Origin of the sequence: Nocardioides endophyticus, assembly GCF_039543845.1 — a bacterium.
Lineage (GTDB): Bacteria > Actinomycetota > Actinomycetes > Propionibacteriales > Nocardioidaceae > Nocardioides > Nocardioides endophyticus.
In genome coordinates, this window is the sequence record NZ_BAABKN010000023.1 from 259,976 (window position 1) to 278,924 (window position 18,949).

Consider the following 18,949-nt stretch of genomic DNA (forward strand, 5'->3'; position numbering starts at 1 on the left):
GCCCCAACGGCGCCAGAAGACCGATCGCAGAGGTGAGGACTCCCACGTCTCGGGTCCGCCTTGCCTCAGTCCCTGCGGTTCGGTTGGCCGCTGCCCAGGCAGCGGGTTCTTCAAAGCGGCCCTCTCCCACGATGCCTGCTTCTCGTCGAAATGACGCATCGTGGGAGTGACGAGCCCACGGCGTGGCTCGAAGTCGCACTCGTCTAGCGGATCGACATTCAGCCACGCAACCTCGCTCCTCCGCGGAACGGACTGCTGAACACCGAATCCGCGGCGAGCGTGCCGACCTCGCGGGTGACGGGGTTGATCACTAGGAGCGGGTGACCGGCCCGCGCGATCTCGACTGCCAACGTCGGCACCCTGACCGCGTTGACACCAAGATGTTCGGCGCGTCTCGACAGGTGTCGAGATGCGGCGAACACTTCATTTCGTGTAGCGAATGAACTCATGGCTAGATCTGTCGACCTTGCGACGACCCGTTGGGCACGTCTGTCAAGGTCAAGCACGCCGCAACCGGACAAGAGGGCGCCCCGGCTGACCCGAGAACAGGTGGGTTGAAGTCCGGCATGAGTCGCCTACATCCTCACCGTGCGCAGACGGAGCGCGTTGGTGATGACGCTGACCGATGAGAGCGCCATCGCAGCAGCCGCGAGCATCGGGGAGAGGAGCCAGCCGAACGCGGGGTAGAGCACACCGGCGGCGATAGGGATGCCGGCGGCGTTGTAGCCGAAGGCCAACCAGAGGTTGGAGCGGATGTTCCGCATCGTCGCCTGGGACAGACGACGCGCGGTCGCGATGCCGGTCAGGTCGCCTCGCAGCAGGGTGACGGCGGCGGACTCGATGGCCACATCCGTGCCTGTCGACATCGCCAGGCCAACGTCGGCGGCGGCCAGCGCGGGGCCGTCGTTGGTGCCATCGCCAGCGTATGCGACGACCTTGCCCTCCGCTCGGAGGGCGTTGACGACGTCGGCCTTCTTGTCCGGCATCACCTCCGCCTCCACCCTCGGAATCCCGAGCTGCGCGGCCACAGCCTCCGCTGTCACCAGGTTGTCGCCGGTCACCATCACGACCTCGACGCCGGCCGCCCGCAACTGCTTGAGCGCCTCGGCGGTCGTCGGCTTCACGGTGTCCGCGATGGCGATCACCCCGGCCAGTCCGTCGTCGACAGCGACGAACACGGCGGTCGCGCCCTCGCTGCGCAGGTCGTCGGCACGATCACTCAGCGAGGCGGCATCGACGCCGAGCGACGACAGGAACCTGGCGCTGCCAACGGCGACGCGGCGACCTTCGACGAGCCCGGTGACGCCCTTACCGGCCGGAGCGTCGAACTCGGCGACCTCCGGCACCACGCCTGCGCCAGCCTGCGCGTCTTCAGTTGCGGCGTTCACGATGGCCCGCGCCAGCGGGTGCTCCGACGGCGCCTCGACCGCGCCCGCTAGGCGTAGGATGTCGCGGTCGCTGAAGTTGCCGATGGGAACGACGCGAGTCACGGCGGGCTTCCCCTCGGTGAGGGTGCCGGTCTTGTCCACCGCGAGGGTGTCGACCTTCTCGAGCCGCTCGAGCGCGGCCGCGTTCTTGATGAGGACACCCAGCCGGGCGCCGCGGCCGACACCCACCATGATGGACATGGGCGTCGCAAGGCCGAGCGCACACGGGCAAGCGATGATGAGGACGCTGACCGCGACCACAAGGGCGTGCGCGAGCTTCGGGTCCGGGCCAACCAGCGCCCACGTGGTGAACGCGACGACGGCAGCGACGATGACGGCCGGCGCGAACACGGCGGAGACCTTGTCGACCAGCCGCTGGATGGGCGCCTGGGACCGCTGGGCATCCGCGACCATCTGCACGATGCGCGCGAGCATCGTGTCCCGGCCCACCGCGCGAGCCTCAACGAGCAGCGTGCCGCCGGCGACCAGGGTGCCGCCAATGACGGTGTCGCCGGCCTTCTTCGTCACCGGCATCGACTCGCCGGTCACCATCGACTCATCCACCGAGGATCGGCCGTCCACGACGACGCCGTCGACCGGGACCTGCTCGCCGGGGCGAACCCGGAGCCGGTCGCAGGTCTGCACCTGGTCCAGCGTCACATCGGTCTCCCCGCCGTTCTCGTCGACGCGGTGTGCGGTCTTCGGCGTCAGGTCGAGCAGCGCCTTGATAGCCCCAGAGGTCCGCTCGCGGGCCCGAAGCTCCAAGACCTGGCCGAGCAGCACCAGGGTGGTGATGACCGCGGCTGCCTCGAAGTACACCGGGACGACGCCGTCCATCGTGCGGAACGAGTCCGGGAAGATGCCGGGCGCGACCGTCGCGACAACGCTGAACAGCCACGCGACACCGGTGCCCATCGCGATGAGGGTGAACATGTTCAGCTTCATCGTCCGCACCGAGGTCCACCCGCGGGTGAAGAACGGCCAGCCAGCCCACAGCACGACCGGCGTTGCGAACACCAGCTGCAGCCACTCGTTCAGTCGTCCCGGGATGGCGTCCTCGATCAACTCGAACAGCTCGGTGCCCATCCCGAGGATGATGACCGGGATGGACAACGCGACGGCGAACCAGAACCGACGGGTCATGTCGACCATCTCCGCGCTGGGACCATCCTCGGCCGCAACCGTCACCGGCTCGAGCGCCATCCCGCAAATGGGGCACGTCCCCGGGCCAATCTGTCGAATTTGCGGGTGCATCGGGCAGGTGTACTCCGCACCGACCCCGTCCTCCGACGTCGCAGCGGCAGGCCCGTGGCCATGACCATCCGCGTGGTTGTGAGAGGCAGCGGCGTAGGAGTCGGGGTCGGCGACGAACCTGTCCTGGCATCCAGGCGAGCAGAAGTGGAACGCCTGCCCGTCGTGGTCGGCCGTGGGACCACCCGACGTCGGGTCGATCGCCATACCGCAGACGGGGTCCGTCACGACCGCCGCCTGGGCAACGTGCCCGTGTCCGTGCGATCGGCCGGCCTGGTCAGCGTGGTCGTGCGGGTGAAGACCGTGGCCTTCATCCTTCTCGTTCATGCTTGCCAATATACCCCCAGGGGGTATCGAGTTCAAGGGATCGTTGACTCGGCTCACTGGGTGAAGGTGAGGATCTGCTTCACGTGCTCGTTGGGCGTGCTCGAGGCGACCGAACCGCGGAACAGGGCCGTCGCTGGTGGCGGCGAACCACCACTTCCCGACGACGCTGATCGTTGCCGGCTGGCCGGACACGCGCGCCAGCTCGTCCCACTCGTGTCCGCCGGCTTGCGAGCGCCACGCGAGTCCGTCGGCGCCGATGCCGACCAGGAGGGCGGGGGTCGGCCAGTCGACGTACGCCAGTTTGGGCGCGTCTTCGATTTCGGCCTCGCGCTGGTTGTTTGCATCCATCTCGATCAGGCGCCCGTCGCTGCATTCCACGTCCACCGGGTCCGAGGAGGAGCGACGGGGGCGCCGGCGACCGGGCCGGGTCAGCCGAGCAGCCCCTTCATCTGCTCGATCTCCTGCATCTGGGCCGACTCGATGGTCGTCGCGAGCTCGACGGCGTCAGAGAACTTCCCGTCCTCTTGCTCGGACTTCGCCATCGCCACCGCACCTTCATGGTGCTCGACCATCATCTCGAGCCACATGTCCTGGAACTCGCCGTCCGAGGCGTCCTGCAGCTCGTCCATCTCCTCGCCCGACATCATTCCCGGCATGTCGGAGTCCTCCATGCCTTCCATCTGCTCCGACATGTCACCACCCATGTCGTGACCGGCGTTGGAGTGGTCCCGAATCGTCTCGGGGACCTCCTCGTCCCACGCGGTCAACCAGTCCGACATCACCTCGATCTCGGGGCCCTGGGCGGCCCGAATGTCCTCAGCGAGCTGCTGCACGTCCGGGTCCAGCACGCGACCTTCGGTCAGGTCGACCATCGTCAGGGCCTGGGCATGGTGCTGGATCATGTCGGACGCGAACGAGACGTCCGCGCCGTTGAACACGTCTCCGTTCGATGCGGTCTGAGTCGACGACGGCGAGCCGGCGTCGGAGCCGTCACCGCACGCGGCAAGCGTGACGCCGAGTGCGGTAGCCAACGCGACCGCAGCCGCGGCGCGCCGCCGGTGAGTAAGAAGCTTGGGACGGGTGTAACCGGACATAGTGGTTCTCTCCTGAAATGACGTGCGGAAGGGGTCGCAGACGCCACCGCCGCCTCGTGGCACATCCTGACCGGTCAAGACACGACATCAGGACGCGCACCAAGACGGCGGCGCCAGGCCCCTCAGCACCGCAGGATCGAGAGCATCCTCAAGTCAGGCGGCGCCGGCCCTCGAGCCCGCGCCCAGAACGCAGTCGCGGCCGCAACTGCTGGGTCATGGCCCACGCCTCGCAGCCGAACCAGAACACGAGCACGCCACGCACAGATGCTGAACGCCATGACAGCGGCCAGGACCGCCAGGCACATCCCCACCAACACGCCACCGTGGTGATCGCCGTGAGCACCACCCCCCTGGCCAGCAGGAAGTCCCGTAGTAAGCCCAGCCCTGTCCTCGCCGTCAGAGGCTGCGGGGTCACCGGCGTGGATCGCAGGGCGCGCGTCATTGGAGGTTTCGCCGTGGGCGTCGGCATGGGCCATGGCAGTCGCGGCGCTTGCAGTGGGCGACGCAACCGCAGCCGGACCTCCAACCCCGTGGTCGGACAGGCCGTGCATAGCGAACAGGCCCCCGAGCGCCACGAGCAGCAGCATCCACCGACCGACCACATCACGTGACTGGCAGCCGACTCCGGACGTCCCACGCAGGTTGAGCGACCTCCCCGCGCCGACGACTGCACCCATCCGCCCATCGTAGGACCCGACCTGCCCCGGCCGCCTGCCCCCGCAGCAGAACCAGCCGCCACCGGCTCATTCCACTGATGAACTCCGAGACCTTGTCCCGGATACCAGTGGGGGGTATGTTGCCACACGAGTCGATACCCCCAAGGGGTATCGAAGCCGGGAAGTGTTCCACCCCGAGAAGGAGTGCCTCGTGTCCCACATCACCACCATCAGTGTTGCCGGCATGACCTGCGGCCATTGCGCCGCTTCCGTCACAACCGAGCTCCAGCAACTCGACGGCGTCACTGACGTACATGTCAACCTCGACAAAGGCGCCGTAGCCATCATCAGTGCCGAGCCGCTCGACCAGGAGGCCATCACGGCCGCTGTTGAAGAGGCCGGCTACAACATCGCCTAACGCTGCCGCGTTCCACCAGGCCGCTTGCCACGGTCTGAGACGCACGGAGCTACCGCGATGAGCCGAGCCAAGCCGAAGATGGCACGCTTCGACGGAACCGCTGACACGCGCCACCAGTTCGAAAAGTTGACGCAGATCAGCCAGGCTGGAGCAGCCTTCTCACGCAACTGCTGGGAGAGCTGAGACGAAGCTCGTCACCGGGCGTGGCTCGGCATCGCCCACGACCGCACAACTGACGCGGTGCAAGCGAGCGCCGCGCTGACCGTCGTTGGTAGCCCGGTGACTGTTCTCAAGACTGGGCGCGGCGACGCCGCCGGTTGGACCCCTCGGGTTACCTACTGCCTCCACCACCGTAGTGGGCGGCCAACCCGACATCGTCACCGTGTACGTGCGTCAGCGCGACTACGACATCGTCCACGTCGTGAGCGACTTGCGGTCGACGACAATGCCCGAGAGCGGCGTGTGAGATCCGGGTGCTCCGGGCTCCGCCGCGCGCGCCAACGGTGGAGGGACGTCACCCCATCCGCGCGAATGGCGTTCCGAGAGTCACACAGTCGGCGAGCGTCAGGGTCAGCCGACCGCCAGGTCATGCGTTGCTGTTGCAGGGCGTGGCAACAGGTGTCACCTCGCCGGGGGAAGGACGAACGGTGGGCTCAACCGCATACCTACTGCCCACTGCCGCGGCACGTTCACGGGCTGCACATCCGACTTGTGCGAATCGTCCGCGCGAGCCACGTCTAAGCCCTAGATTCTGCGGTGCCGACGAGAGGGACCACGGTGAGCGAGGCAACGATCGACCAGGCGATGGCACAGACTCATGTCGATGCTCGCAAGGGTGGCGGACCCATCCGCTGGCTGAACAACCGCACCCACCGCCGGCTGCTACTTGACGACCTCAGCGACCTGGACGCAGTCGGCCAAATCCTGACCTCACGCGCCGGGGTCTTGAGCGACGCGCAGGAGTCTCTGCGTGCCATGGGCTACGACGAGGAACAGTCACGCAAGCTCGCTGCCGTCGACCTGTTTGTCGAGAAGGCGCAACGGGTCTTGTCTAGGCGCGCACAGCGCATGTTCACGAGAGGAACGACGTACGCCGTCGCGGCAGCCCTCATGCTCGTAGGTGCGATCGGATTCACCGGCTGGCGAATGGAACACTCGAGCAGCGAGGTGGACCCGAGCACTCAGCAGGTTGTGCTCATGCTGTTCCAGTCCCTGGCTCTTGCCGCGATCATCTACGTCAGCGTGAAGTGGTTCGTTGCTCTGGCGAGCTCCTTCTTCCATGAGGCTGTGAGCCTGTGGGAGCGGCGTCACGCACTGAGGTTTGGCCGGCTGTACATGTACCTGAACCCGGACGAGGTCAAGCTCGCCGATGTCGAGACGGCGTTCCAGTGGAACAAGCAGAGCGCGACGTCTTTCATGGAGATCTCCCCGGCGGCCATCACTGACACGGTCTTCAACAAGCTCGTTGACGCGATGGCCACAGCGCCGCCGGAGACCGCGAAGGCGATCGCCGAGGCGATCGCGAGCCATGAGGCAAACGCTGGCACACAGAAGAAGTCGAAGAAGAAGTGACCTAACGCGCGACGCGGTCTCGAGCCCTGGACCGTCTGACTCGGTCGCGTCGTCGCCAGACCGATGCGACCGGGTGCAGGAACGCGATCGCCACGAGTTGGCTGCGAAGTTGCCGTCTCGGCACATGTCGGGCGATCAGCGGGCCGCTTCGACGAGACAACAAGATGGGCCGACCGTGGCGACGTCGAGGTCGGTGAAGAGGTGGACGTCGAACAACAACGAGCGGTACCAGGTAACAGTCGCCTCCAAGAAGACCAAGAAGGTCGTCGCATCCGAGGTTGTTCGGGTCACGATCTGGCGTTGGATCCCGCTGTCCGAGTACCGCCCGTACTACGAGGCCGAACCAGGCGCCGCGATCTTTGGTACGACCACTATCAACGGACGCGCATACAACGGGTGGGGAGCCGCGTCCTACTCCCACACTGGTACTTGGGAGAGTCGGTTCACGCCGGGCCGTCGCTGCATGAGCTTCAAGGCGACCCTGGGTGTAGGCGACATCTCCGACGACGGTTCGTCCGGCACCGTCGCTTCACCGCCGACGAAAAGTTGATCTACGAGTCTCCGTCGCTCACACCCGACATGCCGTGACGGTGCCGATCACCAAGCCCTACCGGTTCGGCATTCCTCTGCACCGGAGTCTGACCTGGCCTCCGCACCCATAGGCAGGCGGGCGATCGGTGGTCGTGGTGCGGATTGTTGGGTCGCTCCGCAGCCAGATGCTTCCCTTGGTTGTACTCCCTGACGGACCTTTCGCTAGCCGTATCCGCCAGTTGGTTTTGCGCTCGACAGGCGCGGAAAATTGCCTCTGACCTGACAAGCACCCGCGACGCTGCACGGCTACTGTCGAGCCATATCAATAACCCGCGACGCCGACTTCAGCCGGCAAACTGGAAGGGTGTCATGGACCTCGACAAAGACGAGCGGGCTCAACTGGCGGGCACCCTGGGCTGCACGGAAGCAGATCTCGACTCCGAGCTGCAATCCTTCTTCGACGCTGCCCAAGAGGAGTACGTCCGGATGATGCTCGGGCAGCGTGTGTACACGCGTGGTTCCGACATCCGCGAGTACCGCCTGCTTTTGCTGATCAAGCACGCGTTCAAGAAACTACCCAGCGAACAACAGATCAGTGGACTCTTCCAGACCAGCGCCATTCAGAGTCGATCGCTCCTACGGTCTGTCATGTCGAAGTACCAGTACGAACTCCAAGCGATCATCCGCGACAGTCTCTCCCAGTTGTTGACGGCTGCGACTGGTCCCGCGGACGGGGACAAGGTCGTGATCGTGGAGGCTGAGAACTTCGTCGAAGCGCTCAATCGCGAAATTGCTGCCATTGATGGGCGGCTCCAGCCCGTGACTAGGCAGGCCAGCACCACTGCCGCCTACGTCATCCCCAAGGACACTTATAAGAGGCTTGAGACGAGATTCGGTGTTGCCGGTGGGTGATCTGCTGGCCTCAGCTTCACTGCTGGTGGGTGTCGCCGGTGTCGTTTACAGCGTCTGGTACCCCGAGATCAAAGCCGCTCTGGCCGTCGAGATACCCGCGTACGGCCGAGACCCGTTCAAGAAGCAGGTCGATGCCGCCCTGTGGGGACGCGCGCTCCCGATCACCGCAGTGGTGGTCGCACTCACAGTGGTGCTGATACCGCCCGCCTGGGATGTGGTGACGACCACTGCGGACGCGGTGCAGGCAGACCACCACAAGTACGACCCGGTCGCAGCCTGCTTCGTCGTGGTCTTTCTCGCCCTGGTCGTCCTCTCAGTTGCGTGTGCTCGCGACCTCGGGAAGCTCGTCGGAATAAGGCGGGACCTCTCCAAACCCGTTCAATAGCGGTGGCGGCCGGTGCCCAGTCGGTGCCGCGGCGGGCCGCCGACCGCCGGGTTCCCCCGCACCGTGCCGACGATCGACTCGTCGGCAGTCATCGCCTCGATCGTGCGGGTCCATTCCGATCACGACCCGTCTTGTCGGGTCGCACAACTGCTCCTCCGATGCTCGATCCATCACTGGACGGGCTCGGGTGGACCAGAGTGTTTCTGGCAACGCACGCATCCGATGTACTGCTCACCGTCCGGGGTGTGATGCGGCGCCCACTTGTGCAAGCCCAGGAGGCACCTCAACGGCACGGCTCGACCGGCCCGGTCCCACCGGGGTGCTGAGGATGACCCGCGGGATCGGCGTCCGGGCTTGGCTCCCATGCTTGACAGCATCCGCCGGTCAGCTGACGCATGGCAAGCCCTTCTCACCCGTCCCCCACACTGGGGCGTGTCCAGACTCCGAAGGCCCGATGTGCCTACGCCGTCCGGTCCCGTCGTGGCGCGACCGAGTCGCCGGGAGATGCTGGTCGCCGACAACGGCAGGACCACGTCGCCGCGCCCATCATGCAGCTCCCCGACCCGAAGGCACGGTGCCCTTCAATGCGTTGATTTGTGCCACCTTGCTCACGGAGCGTCGTGAATGTTCAGCGCGTCTCGACAACCCCCTGGAAGCGATTGCGGCTCCCGCGCGCGCCACGACCCGCTGAGTGCCCAGGTGGCGAGAGCGCACAGTGCGAAAGCTGCTCCCAAGACGGTGGGGCCGGTCCAGCCGACCGCATCGAACAGGGTGGTGGTGGCAGCCGCTCCGAGGGAGGAGCCGAGGGAGTAGAAGACCATGTAGGCGCCGATGGTGGTGCTGGGGCGGCCGGGGTAGGCGGAGGTGAGGATGTGCTGGTTGCTCACGTGCACGGCCTGGACGGCGAAGTCGAAAGCAGGATCACTCCGAGGATCAGCGGCGGCAGCGACCAGGTGAGCTGTCCTATCGCCAACCAGGAGGCGAGCAGGAGCGCGAGCGCGATGCCGGTGACTCGGTGTGCGTGCCCGGCGTCGCCCCAGCGGCCGGACCGTGCGGCCGGACCGTGCGGCCGGACCGTGCGGCCGCGAGGGCGCCGGCGAGCCCGGCGATGACACCACCCAGATCGTGCACCCCGGGCAGCTGCCGTCGCTTCCGAGGTGAGGTGAGCGACTGCCGGCGGTCCGCTTCGCAGCAGGCCGAACTCCACTCCTCGGCACCGAGGGCTCCAGGAGGTGGGCACGTAGGGTCGAGTGCCATGACGAACGACGTGGACCAGGTCCCGCTCGTCGTCCTCGGGACCCTCGGCGGCATCGCGGCACTGCTGTTCCCGCGGGCGGAGATCGATCCTCAGCGCGACAAGCTGCGTCCGAGCCGGTCACAGGCGAACCCGCAATGGTCGGGCCTGTGAGCTCGTGGTGGCAGCTTGGCCTGTCGATCGCGGGCGGCCTGGTGCTCGCCTGGGCGTTGTTGATCGTGACTCTTCTGGTCGCCGCTCGACGCGGTCCTGACCAGGTCACGCTGCAAGGCGCACTGCGACTGCTCCCTGACGTCGTCCGGCTGGTCCGACGGCTGGCTGTCGACCCGGATCTCCCACGGGGGATCCGGTGGCGACTGTGGCTTCTCCTCGGCTACCTGCTGCTCCCGGTCGACCTCGTTCCCGACTTCCTGCCGGTGGTCGGGTACGCCGACGATGCCCTCGTCATCGCGCTCGTCCTCCGCTCCGTCGCGCGTGCCGCGGGCGTCGACGCCCTGGAGCGGCATTGGCCCGGCACACCGGAAGGGCTCGCGGCAGTACGTCGACTCGTGCGACTCGACGCACCCCGCTGACGCCGGGTCCGGTGCGTCTGGACACCCGACGACGCAGCGCGGAACTGCTCACGGTGGCCACCCCGTCGATGAAGAGATTGGATCACATACATGAACGAACAACGATAGAAGTTCACGAATCAGGACTCAGTTCTTGACTCTGTGTGACACGCGCCATACGTTCGGCGCCATGCTCGTGTCGCGCAACCCCGTCCGTTTCCTCGCGCTGGTCGCCGCCATGGTGGTCTCGCTCCCCGTCCTCGCTGCCGTGGCCGCACCGTCGGCCACGGCAGCGGTGGGTGACGAGGTGATCGCCTGGGTCGAGGTCGAGGACGGCGCGATCAGCGGTGGCCCGGCGCTGAACTCCGGCGACCACGGCAACTTCTCCGGGACCGGGTCGTACACCTTCCGCGAGACCGGCATGACGTCGACGATGAGCGTGACCGCACCGACGGCAGGCACGTACCCGATCTACGTGCGGTACGCCGCCGGCCCGCTCGGTGCCGACGAGAACGTCACCCGCTCGATGGGGCTGCTCACCAACGGCGGCTCGCGTCAGCTGATGAGCCTGCCGATGACCAGCTTCGAGAACTGGGAGGCGTGGCGGTTCGTCGAGTACGACGTGACGCTCAACGAGGGCGCGAACACGGTGGCGATCCAGTGCGACCGCGGCACCGACTTCTGCCGCCTCAACTTCGACGCGATCCAGGTCGGCGGGACCGCACCCGACCCGTGTCTCGCGACGACGCCCGCGCCCGGCTACACGAGCCTGTTCGACGGGACGTTCGAGTCCTTCGACGGGTGGCGCAAGGCCGGCGCCGGCGGCTTCGGCCGGCAGAGCGACTGCACCATCCGGAGCATCCGCGGTCGAGGCGCCACCTGGTTCACCGAGCAGCAGTCCGAGCCGTACACGCTCGAGGTGGACTGGCGCCGCAACGACGCCAACGACGACTCGGGCGTCTACCTGGCGTCGAGCAGCCGCGCGGGCGCCGACCCTGTCGGCGGGTACCGGATCCCGATCGGCGCCGACACCGGAGCGATCGTGCCGACGGGCGGCCCCAAGAAGTCCCCCAGCGCAACGGCGCTCAGCGGTGCGTTGCGACCGGTCGGCCAGTGGAACACCTACAGGCTCGAGCTCACGAGGTCGCGGCTCGAGGTCTACCTCAACGGCGCTCTCGTCAACTCTCTGGACCGCACCGGGACCGCGTCGCCGACCGGGTTCATCGGCCTGGAGAACCCCAACTTCCTCGACCAGGTCGACTTCAGGCAGATCCAGATCCGGCCCGACGTCGAGGTCGGCGAGCTGGCGGCGCCGTTCAGGCGGGCCACGCTGGCCGACGGCACGACCGACAACCCCGGCGGGGAGTCGACCTTGGGCAACCTGGTCGCCGAGACCCACCGGTGGGCGACGCGGGCAGCGGGCTCCGGCGGCGCGCAGATCGCCTTCGTGCAGCCCGGGGGCGTGGCGGCCGACCTGCTGGGCGGCCCTGGTGGCTACCCGGCAGCGGTCACCTACACGCAGGCGGCCGCCGTGCAGCCGTCAGCCGCGACCTTGGTCAACCTGCGACTCACCGGCGCGCAGCTCAAGACCGCGCTCGAGCAGCAGTGGCAGCGCACCGCCGGCGGGACCGTGCCTGCCCAGTCGTTCCTGCGGCTCGGCACCTCGGCCGGGTTCACCTACACCTATGACCCGAGCAAGGCGGAGGGCTCACGGATCACCGGCATGTGGCTCGACGGCGCGGCCATCGCCCCGGCGACCAGCTACTCCGTGACCGTCAACTCCTTCCTGGCCGCAGGCGGCGACAACTTCCGGGCCTTCGCGGACGGGACGGCTCGTCAGGACACCGGCAAGCTCGGCGCGGCCGCGATCGTCGACTACCTCGAGGCGACCGCCGGTGACGGTCCGCTCGCGCCCGGGTCCACCCAGCACTCGGTCGGGGTCGCCTTCCCGGGCGGATCGCGGGCGTCGTACGGCGCCGGCGAAGCCCTCAGCATCGACCTGACGTCCCTCGCGTACTCAGCGGCGACGGACCCGAAGGACACCGCCGTGCTGGTCACGCTCGGTGGCCGGTCTCTCGGGGCGTTCCCGGTCGACAACACCATCGGCAACGAGGCGTTCGACGAGTACGGCAAGGCCGCCGTCCGGTCTACCGTCCCGGCCGCCCTGGCCGGCGGCCCGGCGACGATCAAGATCGTCGGCAACAACACGGCCACGACCGTCGAGGTCCCGATCACGGTCGCCGCGACCTCGACGACGTCCGTGGCCGTCGCGCCGGCCGCGCTGAAGGTCAGGCAGGGCTCCACCTCCGTATCGGTGACGGTGGCCGCGGCCGGCGGGACGCCGAGCGGTGAGGTCGAGCTCTACGTCGACGGCGCCAGGGTGTCCACGGTCGCACTGGTCAACGGGACCGCCACTGCGAGCGTCGGCCCGTTCGACACGGTCGGCACGAAGTCCGTCACGGCGCGCTACCTCGGCAGCGCCACGAGCGGACCGAGCACCAGTCCGGTCGCGACCGTCGTGGTCGGGAAGGCCGCCGCGAAGGCGACGGTGAAGGTCCAGCCGCGGAAGATCCAGGCCAAGAAGACCAAGGCCACGGTGGCGATCGCCGTCAGCGCACAGGGCTACACGCCGACCGGCAAGGTACGGGTCAAGGTCGGCAAGAAGACCTACACCGGCACGCTGCGGAGCGGCAGGGTCACGATCAAGCTCGCGCGGTTCACGAAGGCGGGCCCGGTGCGGGCGACCGTGACGTACCTCGGTGACGCACTGACCAACCCGGTCTCGACCACCGCGAAGATCACGGTGTCGAAGGCGAAGAAGAAGTAGCTCGGCGGGGCGGTCGGCACCGAGATCGCCGCCGCGTTGATCACGGACCTGGCCGCGCGAAGAGTGGAGCAGGTCGAGGTCTTCGCGAGCGCGACCAACGAGGCGGTCATCCGGATGGTGGCCCGGCAGGCGCCCGGCGCCGTACGCGAACGGGACGGCGCCACCGTCACCTACTCGTTCCCGACGCCCGCCGGCCAGCTGCCGGTCGGACCACCCTCCGTAGCTATGGAGGTACGCCGGGTCGTGGCGTGACCCTGGGAGACGGACCGGGCGGTCTTCCGCTCGGCACGACGGGCGGGAGGGCCCGATGCCCACGAAGGTCGCACCAGTGCGAGTCGTCACGGCGAACGTGCAGTCGTTCCCCGAGGACGCCCTGACCGCGGGGCAGGCGCTGGACGACCTGCGGAGCAACGCCGAGATCGGCGACCTCGTCCTGCTGCAGGAGATCGCCTCCCGTTACCGGCCTCTCGTGGAGCAGGCGTTCCCCGCTCCCATGTGGACCGTCTACTACGGCCGTCCCGACAACAGCACCCCGATCGCGTTCCGGCGCGAGCTCTTCGCCAAGGTCGAGGGCGCGGTCACGCTGCTGCACCCGGCGGTGGCCGACCGCCACCGTCGGCGCTACACGACCCAGCTCAAGCTCCGGCACCGCGAGGTCGGATGCGAGGTGCACGTGCTCAACCTGCACCTGGTCGCAGGCGCGTTCAACGACCGGCCGCTGCCGGACAAGGCCGACCGGGTCCGGGAGTGGAACGAGGGCATCGACGGTCACCGTGCGCTGGTCGCGCGTCTGGCGCAGACCGGAGCGCCCGTCGTCGGCGGCGGTGACTACAACCGACAGCTCAAGCGCTGCCGCCCGCTGGGCACCGAGGTCGCCGGCCGCGACGTGACGTACGCCGTCGACCCGGAGTCGATCGACCTGCTGTGGTTCATCGACGGCACCGACAGCGGCTGGCGCGTCCGCGACCAGTCCACCTTCGCGGGGCGGGACCACCGCAACCCGCAGCGCAACAGCGACCACGGAGCCCGGTGCGCCACCGTCAACCTGCGCGCCACGGCGAAGACACCCGAGGAGCCCACCATGCACAAGGCCATCCCCCACAAGGCGTTCGACCGCACGACGTACGGCGACGTCCGGCCCAAGCCCGTCGACTGGAAGACGCGCGCGGCGCTCGAGGCGGCCGAGCGCCGACTCGGCTACCGGCTCACCGTCGTCCAGGGCTCGTACAACCCCGGTGGGGTGCGCCAGTCGGGCGGCACCCACGACGGTGGTGGCGTCGTCGACCTGCTCGCCTGGGACTGGCGGCGCAAGGTCCGCGTGCTCCGCTCGATCGGCTTCGCCGCCTGGTACCGCCCGGCGATCTCCGGCCTGTGGGGCGCCCACATCCATGCCGTCCTGATCGACCACGGCAAGCTGTCGGCCTCGGCGGCCGCGCAGGTGGCGTCGTACCGCGCCGGACGCGACGGGCTGAAGGGCAACCGGGCCGACACCTTCTGGCGACCGAGCCCGATCCCCGTCTTCGACTACCCGCCGCCCGTCGAGGAGGCGATCCCCGACGCGGAGCCCACACCGGACAAGAAGCCGGAGGTGCCGGAAGGGCCGACCGGTGCGGCGTACCCGCCCAAGCGCCGGCTCGACGGCGTCGACACCAGCCACTACCAGGGCGGACGGGTCGACCTCAAGGCCGCTCGCGCCGAAGGACTGCAGTGGTGGTACGTCAAGGCGACCGAGGGCACGACGTTCGTGGACCCGACGTACGACCGCCGCGTGCGGCAGGCGCGCAAAGCCGGCGTGCCCGTGGGTGCCTACCACTTCGCTCGGCCCGACCGTGGTGATGCGGCCGACGAGGCGAGGTTCTTCCTCGCGACGGCCGACATCCGCGCCGGCGACATGCTGCCGATGCTCGACCTCGAGTCGAGCGAGGGCCTCAGCCCGTCCGAGCTGACCACTTGGACGGGGACCTGGGTGCGGACCGTCACCCGGCACCTGGCCGGGCTGGGGCTGAGGGGCCGGCCGATCATCTACACGCCATTCAACCTGGAGAAGGGCTTCGGCTGCTTCTGCTGGGTCGCGCGCTACAGCAACGACTTCCGTGCCCCCGTGGTCCCGCGACCCTGGCAGCGCGCGGTGATCTGGCAGCACTCCAACGGCAAGTACGGACCGGTGAAGCACGTGCCGGGGTTCGGGCCGGTGGATGTCAACGCGGTGCACCCGGACGTGCCCCTGGCGGCACTCCGGGTACGCCGCGCCGAGCGGCCGGAGACGCCGCAACCGGGGCCGGTGATCCCGCCCCCAGAGGTCGAGTCGATCCCGGCCGACCCGGACCGGACCGACATGAAGGAGGTCCGGCTAGCCCTCGTCGCCGCGGCGAGGAGCATCGAGGCAGCCGTCGCCCGGCTGCCGGAGAGGTGAACCGACATGACCGGCATCCAGAGCCTGCTGCAGGACCTTCCGGCCCCGCTGCGCAAGGCCCTCTACGTGATCATCACGATCGTCGGCCTCGTGCTGGCGATCCTCGAGAGCTTCGACGTAAGCGACCTCGGCCCGGTCACGATGACCCAGGCACTCCAGGCGTACGCCTACCTGTCGCCCCTCGTCGGCGCGGTCGCGGTCGCCAACGTCAAGAAGCCGGTCATCGAGTCGGCCGGACTCGGTGAGCTGGTGCAGGACTACGACCTGGACATGTCGGGCTTCGAGCCGGTCGGCGACATGGACGACGTGTACGGGCCGGCGGTGACGTAGACATGAGCGTCGACGCAGCGCCGCGTCCGGTCAGGCGGATCTGGGCACAGGCGGTCCAGGCCGACGCGGCGGTGCTCGAGGCGCGGCTGGACGCGATCACGGCCGAGGGCGCCCTGTCGCCGGCCGAGGAGACGGTGGCGCTGGCCGTCGCGGACCGGCTGGCGGCTGCGCGCGCGGCCACGACGAAGAGCTATCCGATGCCCGGCCGACTGAGCAACTGGTGGCGCGGCACGCTGGTCGAGGCGTCGTTCCAGAACCTCCACGCCGCGGAGGCACTGCTCGCGACCATCTATCCGCCCGTGGCCGTCTGGGCGGAGGTCCCGGAGGCCGCGGCCCGAGCGGAGAACACCCTGGGCCGCGACGACCCGCGGTGGGCGTGCGCCTGGGAGATGTACGCCGAGCGCGCGGCGTTGCTCGACCCCGGGCTCGACGCGACCCACCTCACGCGGTGGCGGGAGTGCCTGCGCAAGACCATCGAGGTCGGGTTCAGCGCGGCGGACCTGGAGCACACGCGGCTGCGCAACTTCCGCAACGCCGTCGTCGGGGGCACGGTCGTGCTCAGCATCCTGTTGCTCGCGTTCGTCGGCTTCGTCTACGCCAACCCGTCCGACGTGTCGTTCTGCTTCGCCCCCGACCCCGGCGAGCCGCCGGTGTGCCCGACCAACGGGGACGGGCCGCAGCGCGACGACGTGCTGGTCATCGCACTGCTCGGGATGCTCGGGGGACTGCTGTCGGGGATCGTGTCGATCAAGAACATGCTCGGCACCTCCATCGCGTACGACGTCCCGCAGGCGCTCGCCTGGCTGAAGCTGCCCCTGGGTGCGCTCAGCGCGGTCGGCGGCCTGCTCGTGATCCGTGGGCAGTTCATCCCCGGGCTGAGCAACCTCGACACCTCGGACCAGATCCTGGCGTACGCGTTCGCCTTCGGCGTCGCGCAGCAGCTGCTGGTCGGCATGATCGACAAGCAGGCGCAGGACCTGCTCGGCGCCGCCCCCGGCAAGGCGTCCAGCGTCCCACGCCCGCCCGCGCCACCGCCGCCTCGCCCCGAGCCGTCACCGACCTCATCGGTGCGGAGCTGACCGGCGGCAGCGTGCGGTCGCGGAGGTCGGCGCCGGGACGTCATACGGATGGTGGCCCCTAGCCCACGATTTGGATGACGTCCCGCGGGCGGATCGGTCGGTACGCGCCCTCGTCCGCGCAGCGGGGACCCATCCGGTGAGAGGGTGGACCCGTGCCCCAGATCGAGGTCCGCCCGTACGACGTCGCCGACCGCGACGAGCTGGTCGGCGTCGTCTTCGAGGCGGCCGGTGAGGGCGCTCCGAGCTCGGAGGTGTGGGGCCACCACGCCTCGCTCGCCGAGGTGTACCTGACGCCGTACCTCGATCTCGAGCCGGAGTCGGTCTTCGTCGTCACCGTCGACGGCCGGCCCGCGGGCTACCTGGCGGGCTGCGTCGACGAGTCGTCGTTCCCCAGCGAGGAGGAGCGCACGTCGGCGGCGATCAAGAAGTACCGGCTCTTCCGGCTGCCCGGCCCGCGGCGGTTCTTCCTCCGCGCCGCGCTCGACACCGCGCTCCTCAAGCTGCGCCGGGTCCCGACCGCCGGTGAGCTCACCGACCCGCGCTGGCCGAGCCACCTGCACATCGACCTGATGCCCGAGGCCCGCGGCTCGGGCGCCGCTGCCGGCCTGATGGAGCTGTGGTTCGCGCGGTTGCGCGAGGTGGGCTCGCCGGGCTGCTACCTGCAGACGTCGGCCGAGAACGCCCGCGCCGTCGCGTTCTTCGAGCGCGTCGGCTTCCGGAAGTACGGCGACAACGCGATCGTCCCCGGCATGCGGTACGCCGGCGAGCGGATGCACCAGCAGACGATGGTGTGGGATGCCTAGGCCCGCGCCGCGCTGGTGGTGGCCGACCAGCGTCGCGATCGCCGCGGTGGTCGGCTGTGCGGTCGGCGGGCTGATCGTCATGGCATCCGAGGACCAGGACGACGAGCCGACCGCGTGCATGGCGACCACGGTCGCGCGCGAGGTGCTGCCGTCGGTGGTGACGATCGCGGTCACCGAGCCGACCGGAGCCGGCGGCAACGGCACCGGTGCCCTGGTGCGCGCGGACGGCTACATCCTCACCAACGAGCACGTCATCGACGCAGCCGTCTCCGGGCGCGCCGCGATCACCGTGCGCTACAGCGACGGTCGTACGTCGCCGGCGACCGTCGTGGGTGCCGACTTCACGACCGACCTCGCCGTGATCAAGGCCGAGGATGGCGCCGAGGGCCGACCCCTCCTGCCGACGGGCGACTCCGACGGCGTACGAGTCGGGCAGCCGGTGGTCGCGCTGGGGGCTCCACTCGGGCTCTCCAACACGGTGACTGCCGGCATCGTCAGCGCGCTCGGCCGCTACGTGCCGATCCCCGCCGACACCGGCCGGGTCGCCCACCTGCTCGACGCCCTCCAGACCGACGCCGCGATCAACCCGGGCAACAGCGGCGGCCCGCTCGTCGACTGCGACGGAGCCCAGGTCGGCGTGAACTCGGCGATCTCGACCGTGCCCAACTCCGAGGGCGTGGGTGGTGGAGGAAGTGTCGGGCTCGGGTTCGCGATCCCGATGAGCATCGCGACCCCGATCGCCGACCAGCTGATCGAGCGCGGTCGCGTCGACCACCCGGTGCTCGGTCTGGCGGCCCGCGCGGTGACCGAGGACCCCACCCGGCCGCCCACCGGGTTGGCGGTGACCGCGGTCGTGCCCGGAGGTCCGGCCGAGGACGCCGGTCTCCGGGTGGGCGACGTGATCACCGAGATCGACGGCCAGGCGGCCGACGACACCGAGCAGCTGGTGCTGGTCAGCCTCCGTCACGAAGCCGGCGACACCGTTCCCGTCAGCTACACGCGCGACGGCGAGAGCCGGACCGCCGAGCTCACGCTGGCGGCGCCGCGCTGACCAGGGAGCAGCCGGTGGTCGAGCTTGGCGAGGCCCCGCGGCTAGGCAGGGTGGTGGGTGCGGGGGG

18 protein-coding genes are annotated in these 18,949 nt (G+C 68.9%); 14 read left to right on the forward strand and 4 right to left on the reverse strand.

The features are described from left to right. Positions 1-575: 575 nt before the first annotated feature. The 3 genes from ABEA33_RS18400 to ABEA33_RS27520 all read right to left on the reverse strand — a co-directional run bounded on the left by ABEA33_RS18400 (position 576) and on the right by ABEA33_RS27520 (position 4,776). Positions 576-2,906: a heavy metal translocating P-type ATPase gene (locus ABEA33_RS18400; protein WP_425577446.1), complete on the reverse strand. Its 2,331-nt coding sequence runs from the start codon at positions 2,904-2,906 to the stop codon at positions 576-578. Positions 2,907-3,433: 527 nt separating this feature from the next. Beyond that, positions 3,434-4,099, reverse strand: a complete 666-nt coding sequence (locus ABEA33_RS18405) for a DUF305 domain-containing protein (protein WP_345528375.1) — start codon at positions 4,097-4,099, stop codon at positions 3,434-3,436. A 122-nt stretch (positions 4,100-4,221) separates the two neighbouring features. Beyond that, positions 4,222-4,776: a DUF6153 family protein gene (locus ABEA33_RS27520; RefSeq protein WP_425577447.1), complete on the reverse strand. Its 555-nt coding sequence runs from the start codon at positions 4,774-4,776 to the stop codon at positions 4,222-4,224. Positions 4,777-4,966: 190 nt separating this feature from the next. On the opposite strand from ABEA33_RS27520, the gene ABEA33_RS18410 reads away from it, so the two are divergent. The 5 genes from ABEA33_RS18410 (at position 4,967) to ABEA33_RS18430 (ending at position 8,573) form a co-directional block, all read left to right on the forward strand. Further along, on the forward strand, positions 4,967-5,173 hold the full coding sequence (locus ABEA33_RS18410; protein WP_345528376.1) for a heavy-metal-associated domain-containing protein: 207 nt from the start codon (positions 4,967-4,969) through the stop codon (positions 5,171-5,173). Positions 5,174-5,950: 777 nt separating this feature from the next. Next, positions 5,951-6,745, forward strand: a complete 795-nt coding sequence (locus ABEA33_RS18415; RefSeq protein ID WP_345528377.1) for a hypothetical protein — start codon at positions 5,951-5,953, stop codon at positions 6,743-6,745. Between the two features lie 193 nt (positions 6,746-6,938). Further along, on the forward strand, positions 6,939-7,295 hold the full coding sequence (locus ABEA33_RS18420; protein WP_345528379.1) for a hypothetical protein: 357 nt from the start codon (positions 6,939-6,941) through the stop codon (positions 7,293-7,295). A gap of 350 nt (positions 7,296-7,645) precedes the next feature. Next, complete coding sequence (locus ABEA33_RS18425) at positions 7,646-8,188, forward strand: hypothetical protein (RefSeq protein ID WP_345528381.1); 543 nt, start codon at positions 7,646-7,648, stop codon at positions 8,186-8,188. Continuing rightward, complete coding sequence (locus ABEA33_RS18430; protein WP_345528382.1) at positions 8,181-8,573, forward strand: hypothetical protein; 393 nt, start codon at positions 8,181-8,183, stop codon at positions 8,571-8,573. Before ABEA33_RS18425 ends, ABEA33_RS18430 begins: the two co-directional genes overlap by 8 nt. A 608-nt stretch (positions 8,574-9,181) precedes the next feature. Here the strand turns inward: ABEA33_RS18430 and ABEA33_RS18435 are convergent. After that, the gene (locus ABEA33_RS18435; RefSeq protein WP_345528383.1) at positions 9,182-9,460 is read right to left on the reverse strand and encodes a hypothetical protein; all 279 of its coding nucleotides are present in this window, start codon (positions 9,458-9,460) and stop codon (positions 9,182-9,184) included. Positions 9,461-9,828: 368 nt separating this feature from the next. On the opposite strand from ABEA33_RS18435, the gene ABEA33_RS18440 reads away from it, so the two are divergent. The 9 genes from ABEA33_RS18440 to ABEA33_RS18480 all read left to right on the forward strand — a co-directional run bounded on the left by ABEA33_RS18440 (position 9,829) and on the right by ABEA33_RS18480 (position 18,882). Further along, positions 9,829-9,981 carry a hypothetical protein gene (locus ABEA33_RS18440; RefSeq protein ID WP_345528385.1) on the forward strand — a complete coding sequence of 51 codons (153 nt, stop codon included), beginning with the start codon at positions 9,829-9,831 and terminating at the stop codon, positions 9,979-9,981. After that, positions 9,978-10,400 (forward strand): YkvA family protein, encoded by a 423-nt coding sequence (locus tag ABEA33_RS18445; protein WP_345528387.1) that lies wholly within the window; start codon positions 9,978-9,980, stop codon positions 10,398-10,400. Before ABEA33_RS18440 ends, ABEA33_RS18445 begins: the two co-directional genes overlap by 4 nt. 169 nt (positions 10,401-10,569) lie before the next feature. Next, positions 10,570-13,206, forward strand: coding sequence for a 5'-nucleotidase C-terminal domain-containing protein (locus tag ABEA33_RS18450; protein WP_345528388.1), 2,637 nt, complete (start codon positions 10,570-10,572; stop codon positions 13,204-13,206). Between the two features lie 36 nt (positions 13,207-13,242). Continuing rightward, on the forward strand, positions 13,243-13,458 hold the full coding sequence (locus tag ABEA33_RS18455) for a hypothetical protein (RefSeq protein WP_345528389.1): 216 nt from the start codon (positions 13,243-13,245) through the stop codon (positions 13,456-13,458). 55 nt (positions 13,459-13,513) lie between these two features. Then, entirely contained in the window at positions 13,514-15,619 is a 2,106-nt protein-coding gene (locus tag ABEA33_RS18460) for a GH25 family lysozyme (protein ID WP_345528390.1), read from the forward strand. A gap of 6 nt (positions 15,620-15,625) precedes the next feature. Next, a complete protein-coding gene (locus ABEA33_RS18465) occupies positions 15,626-15,949 on the forward strand; it encodes a hypothetical protein (RefSeq protein WP_345528391.1) in 324 nt (107 codons plus the stop codon). A 2-nt stretch (positions 15,950-15,951) separates the two neighbouring features. Then, positions 15,952-17,028, forward strand: coding sequence for a hypothetical protein (locus ABEA33_RS18470; protein ID WP_345528393.1), 1,077 nt, complete (start codon positions 15,952-15,954; stop codon positions 17,026-17,028). Positions 17,029-17,180: 152 nt separating this feature from the next. After that, positions 17,181-17,831, forward strand: coding sequence for a GNAT family N-acetyltransferase (locus tag ABEA33_RS18475; RefSeq protein ID WP_345528394.1), 651 nt, complete (start codon positions 17,181-17,183; stop codon positions 17,829-17,831). Further along, positions 17,824-18,882 (forward strand): S1C family serine protease, encoded by a 1,059-nt coding sequence (locus ABEA33_RS18480; RefSeq protein WP_345528395.1) that lies wholly within the window; start codon positions 17,824-17,826, stop codon positions 18,880-18,882. Before ABEA33_RS18475 ends, ABEA33_RS18480 begins: the two co-directional genes overlap by 8 nt. Positions 18,883-18,949 lie beyond the last annotated feature (67 nt).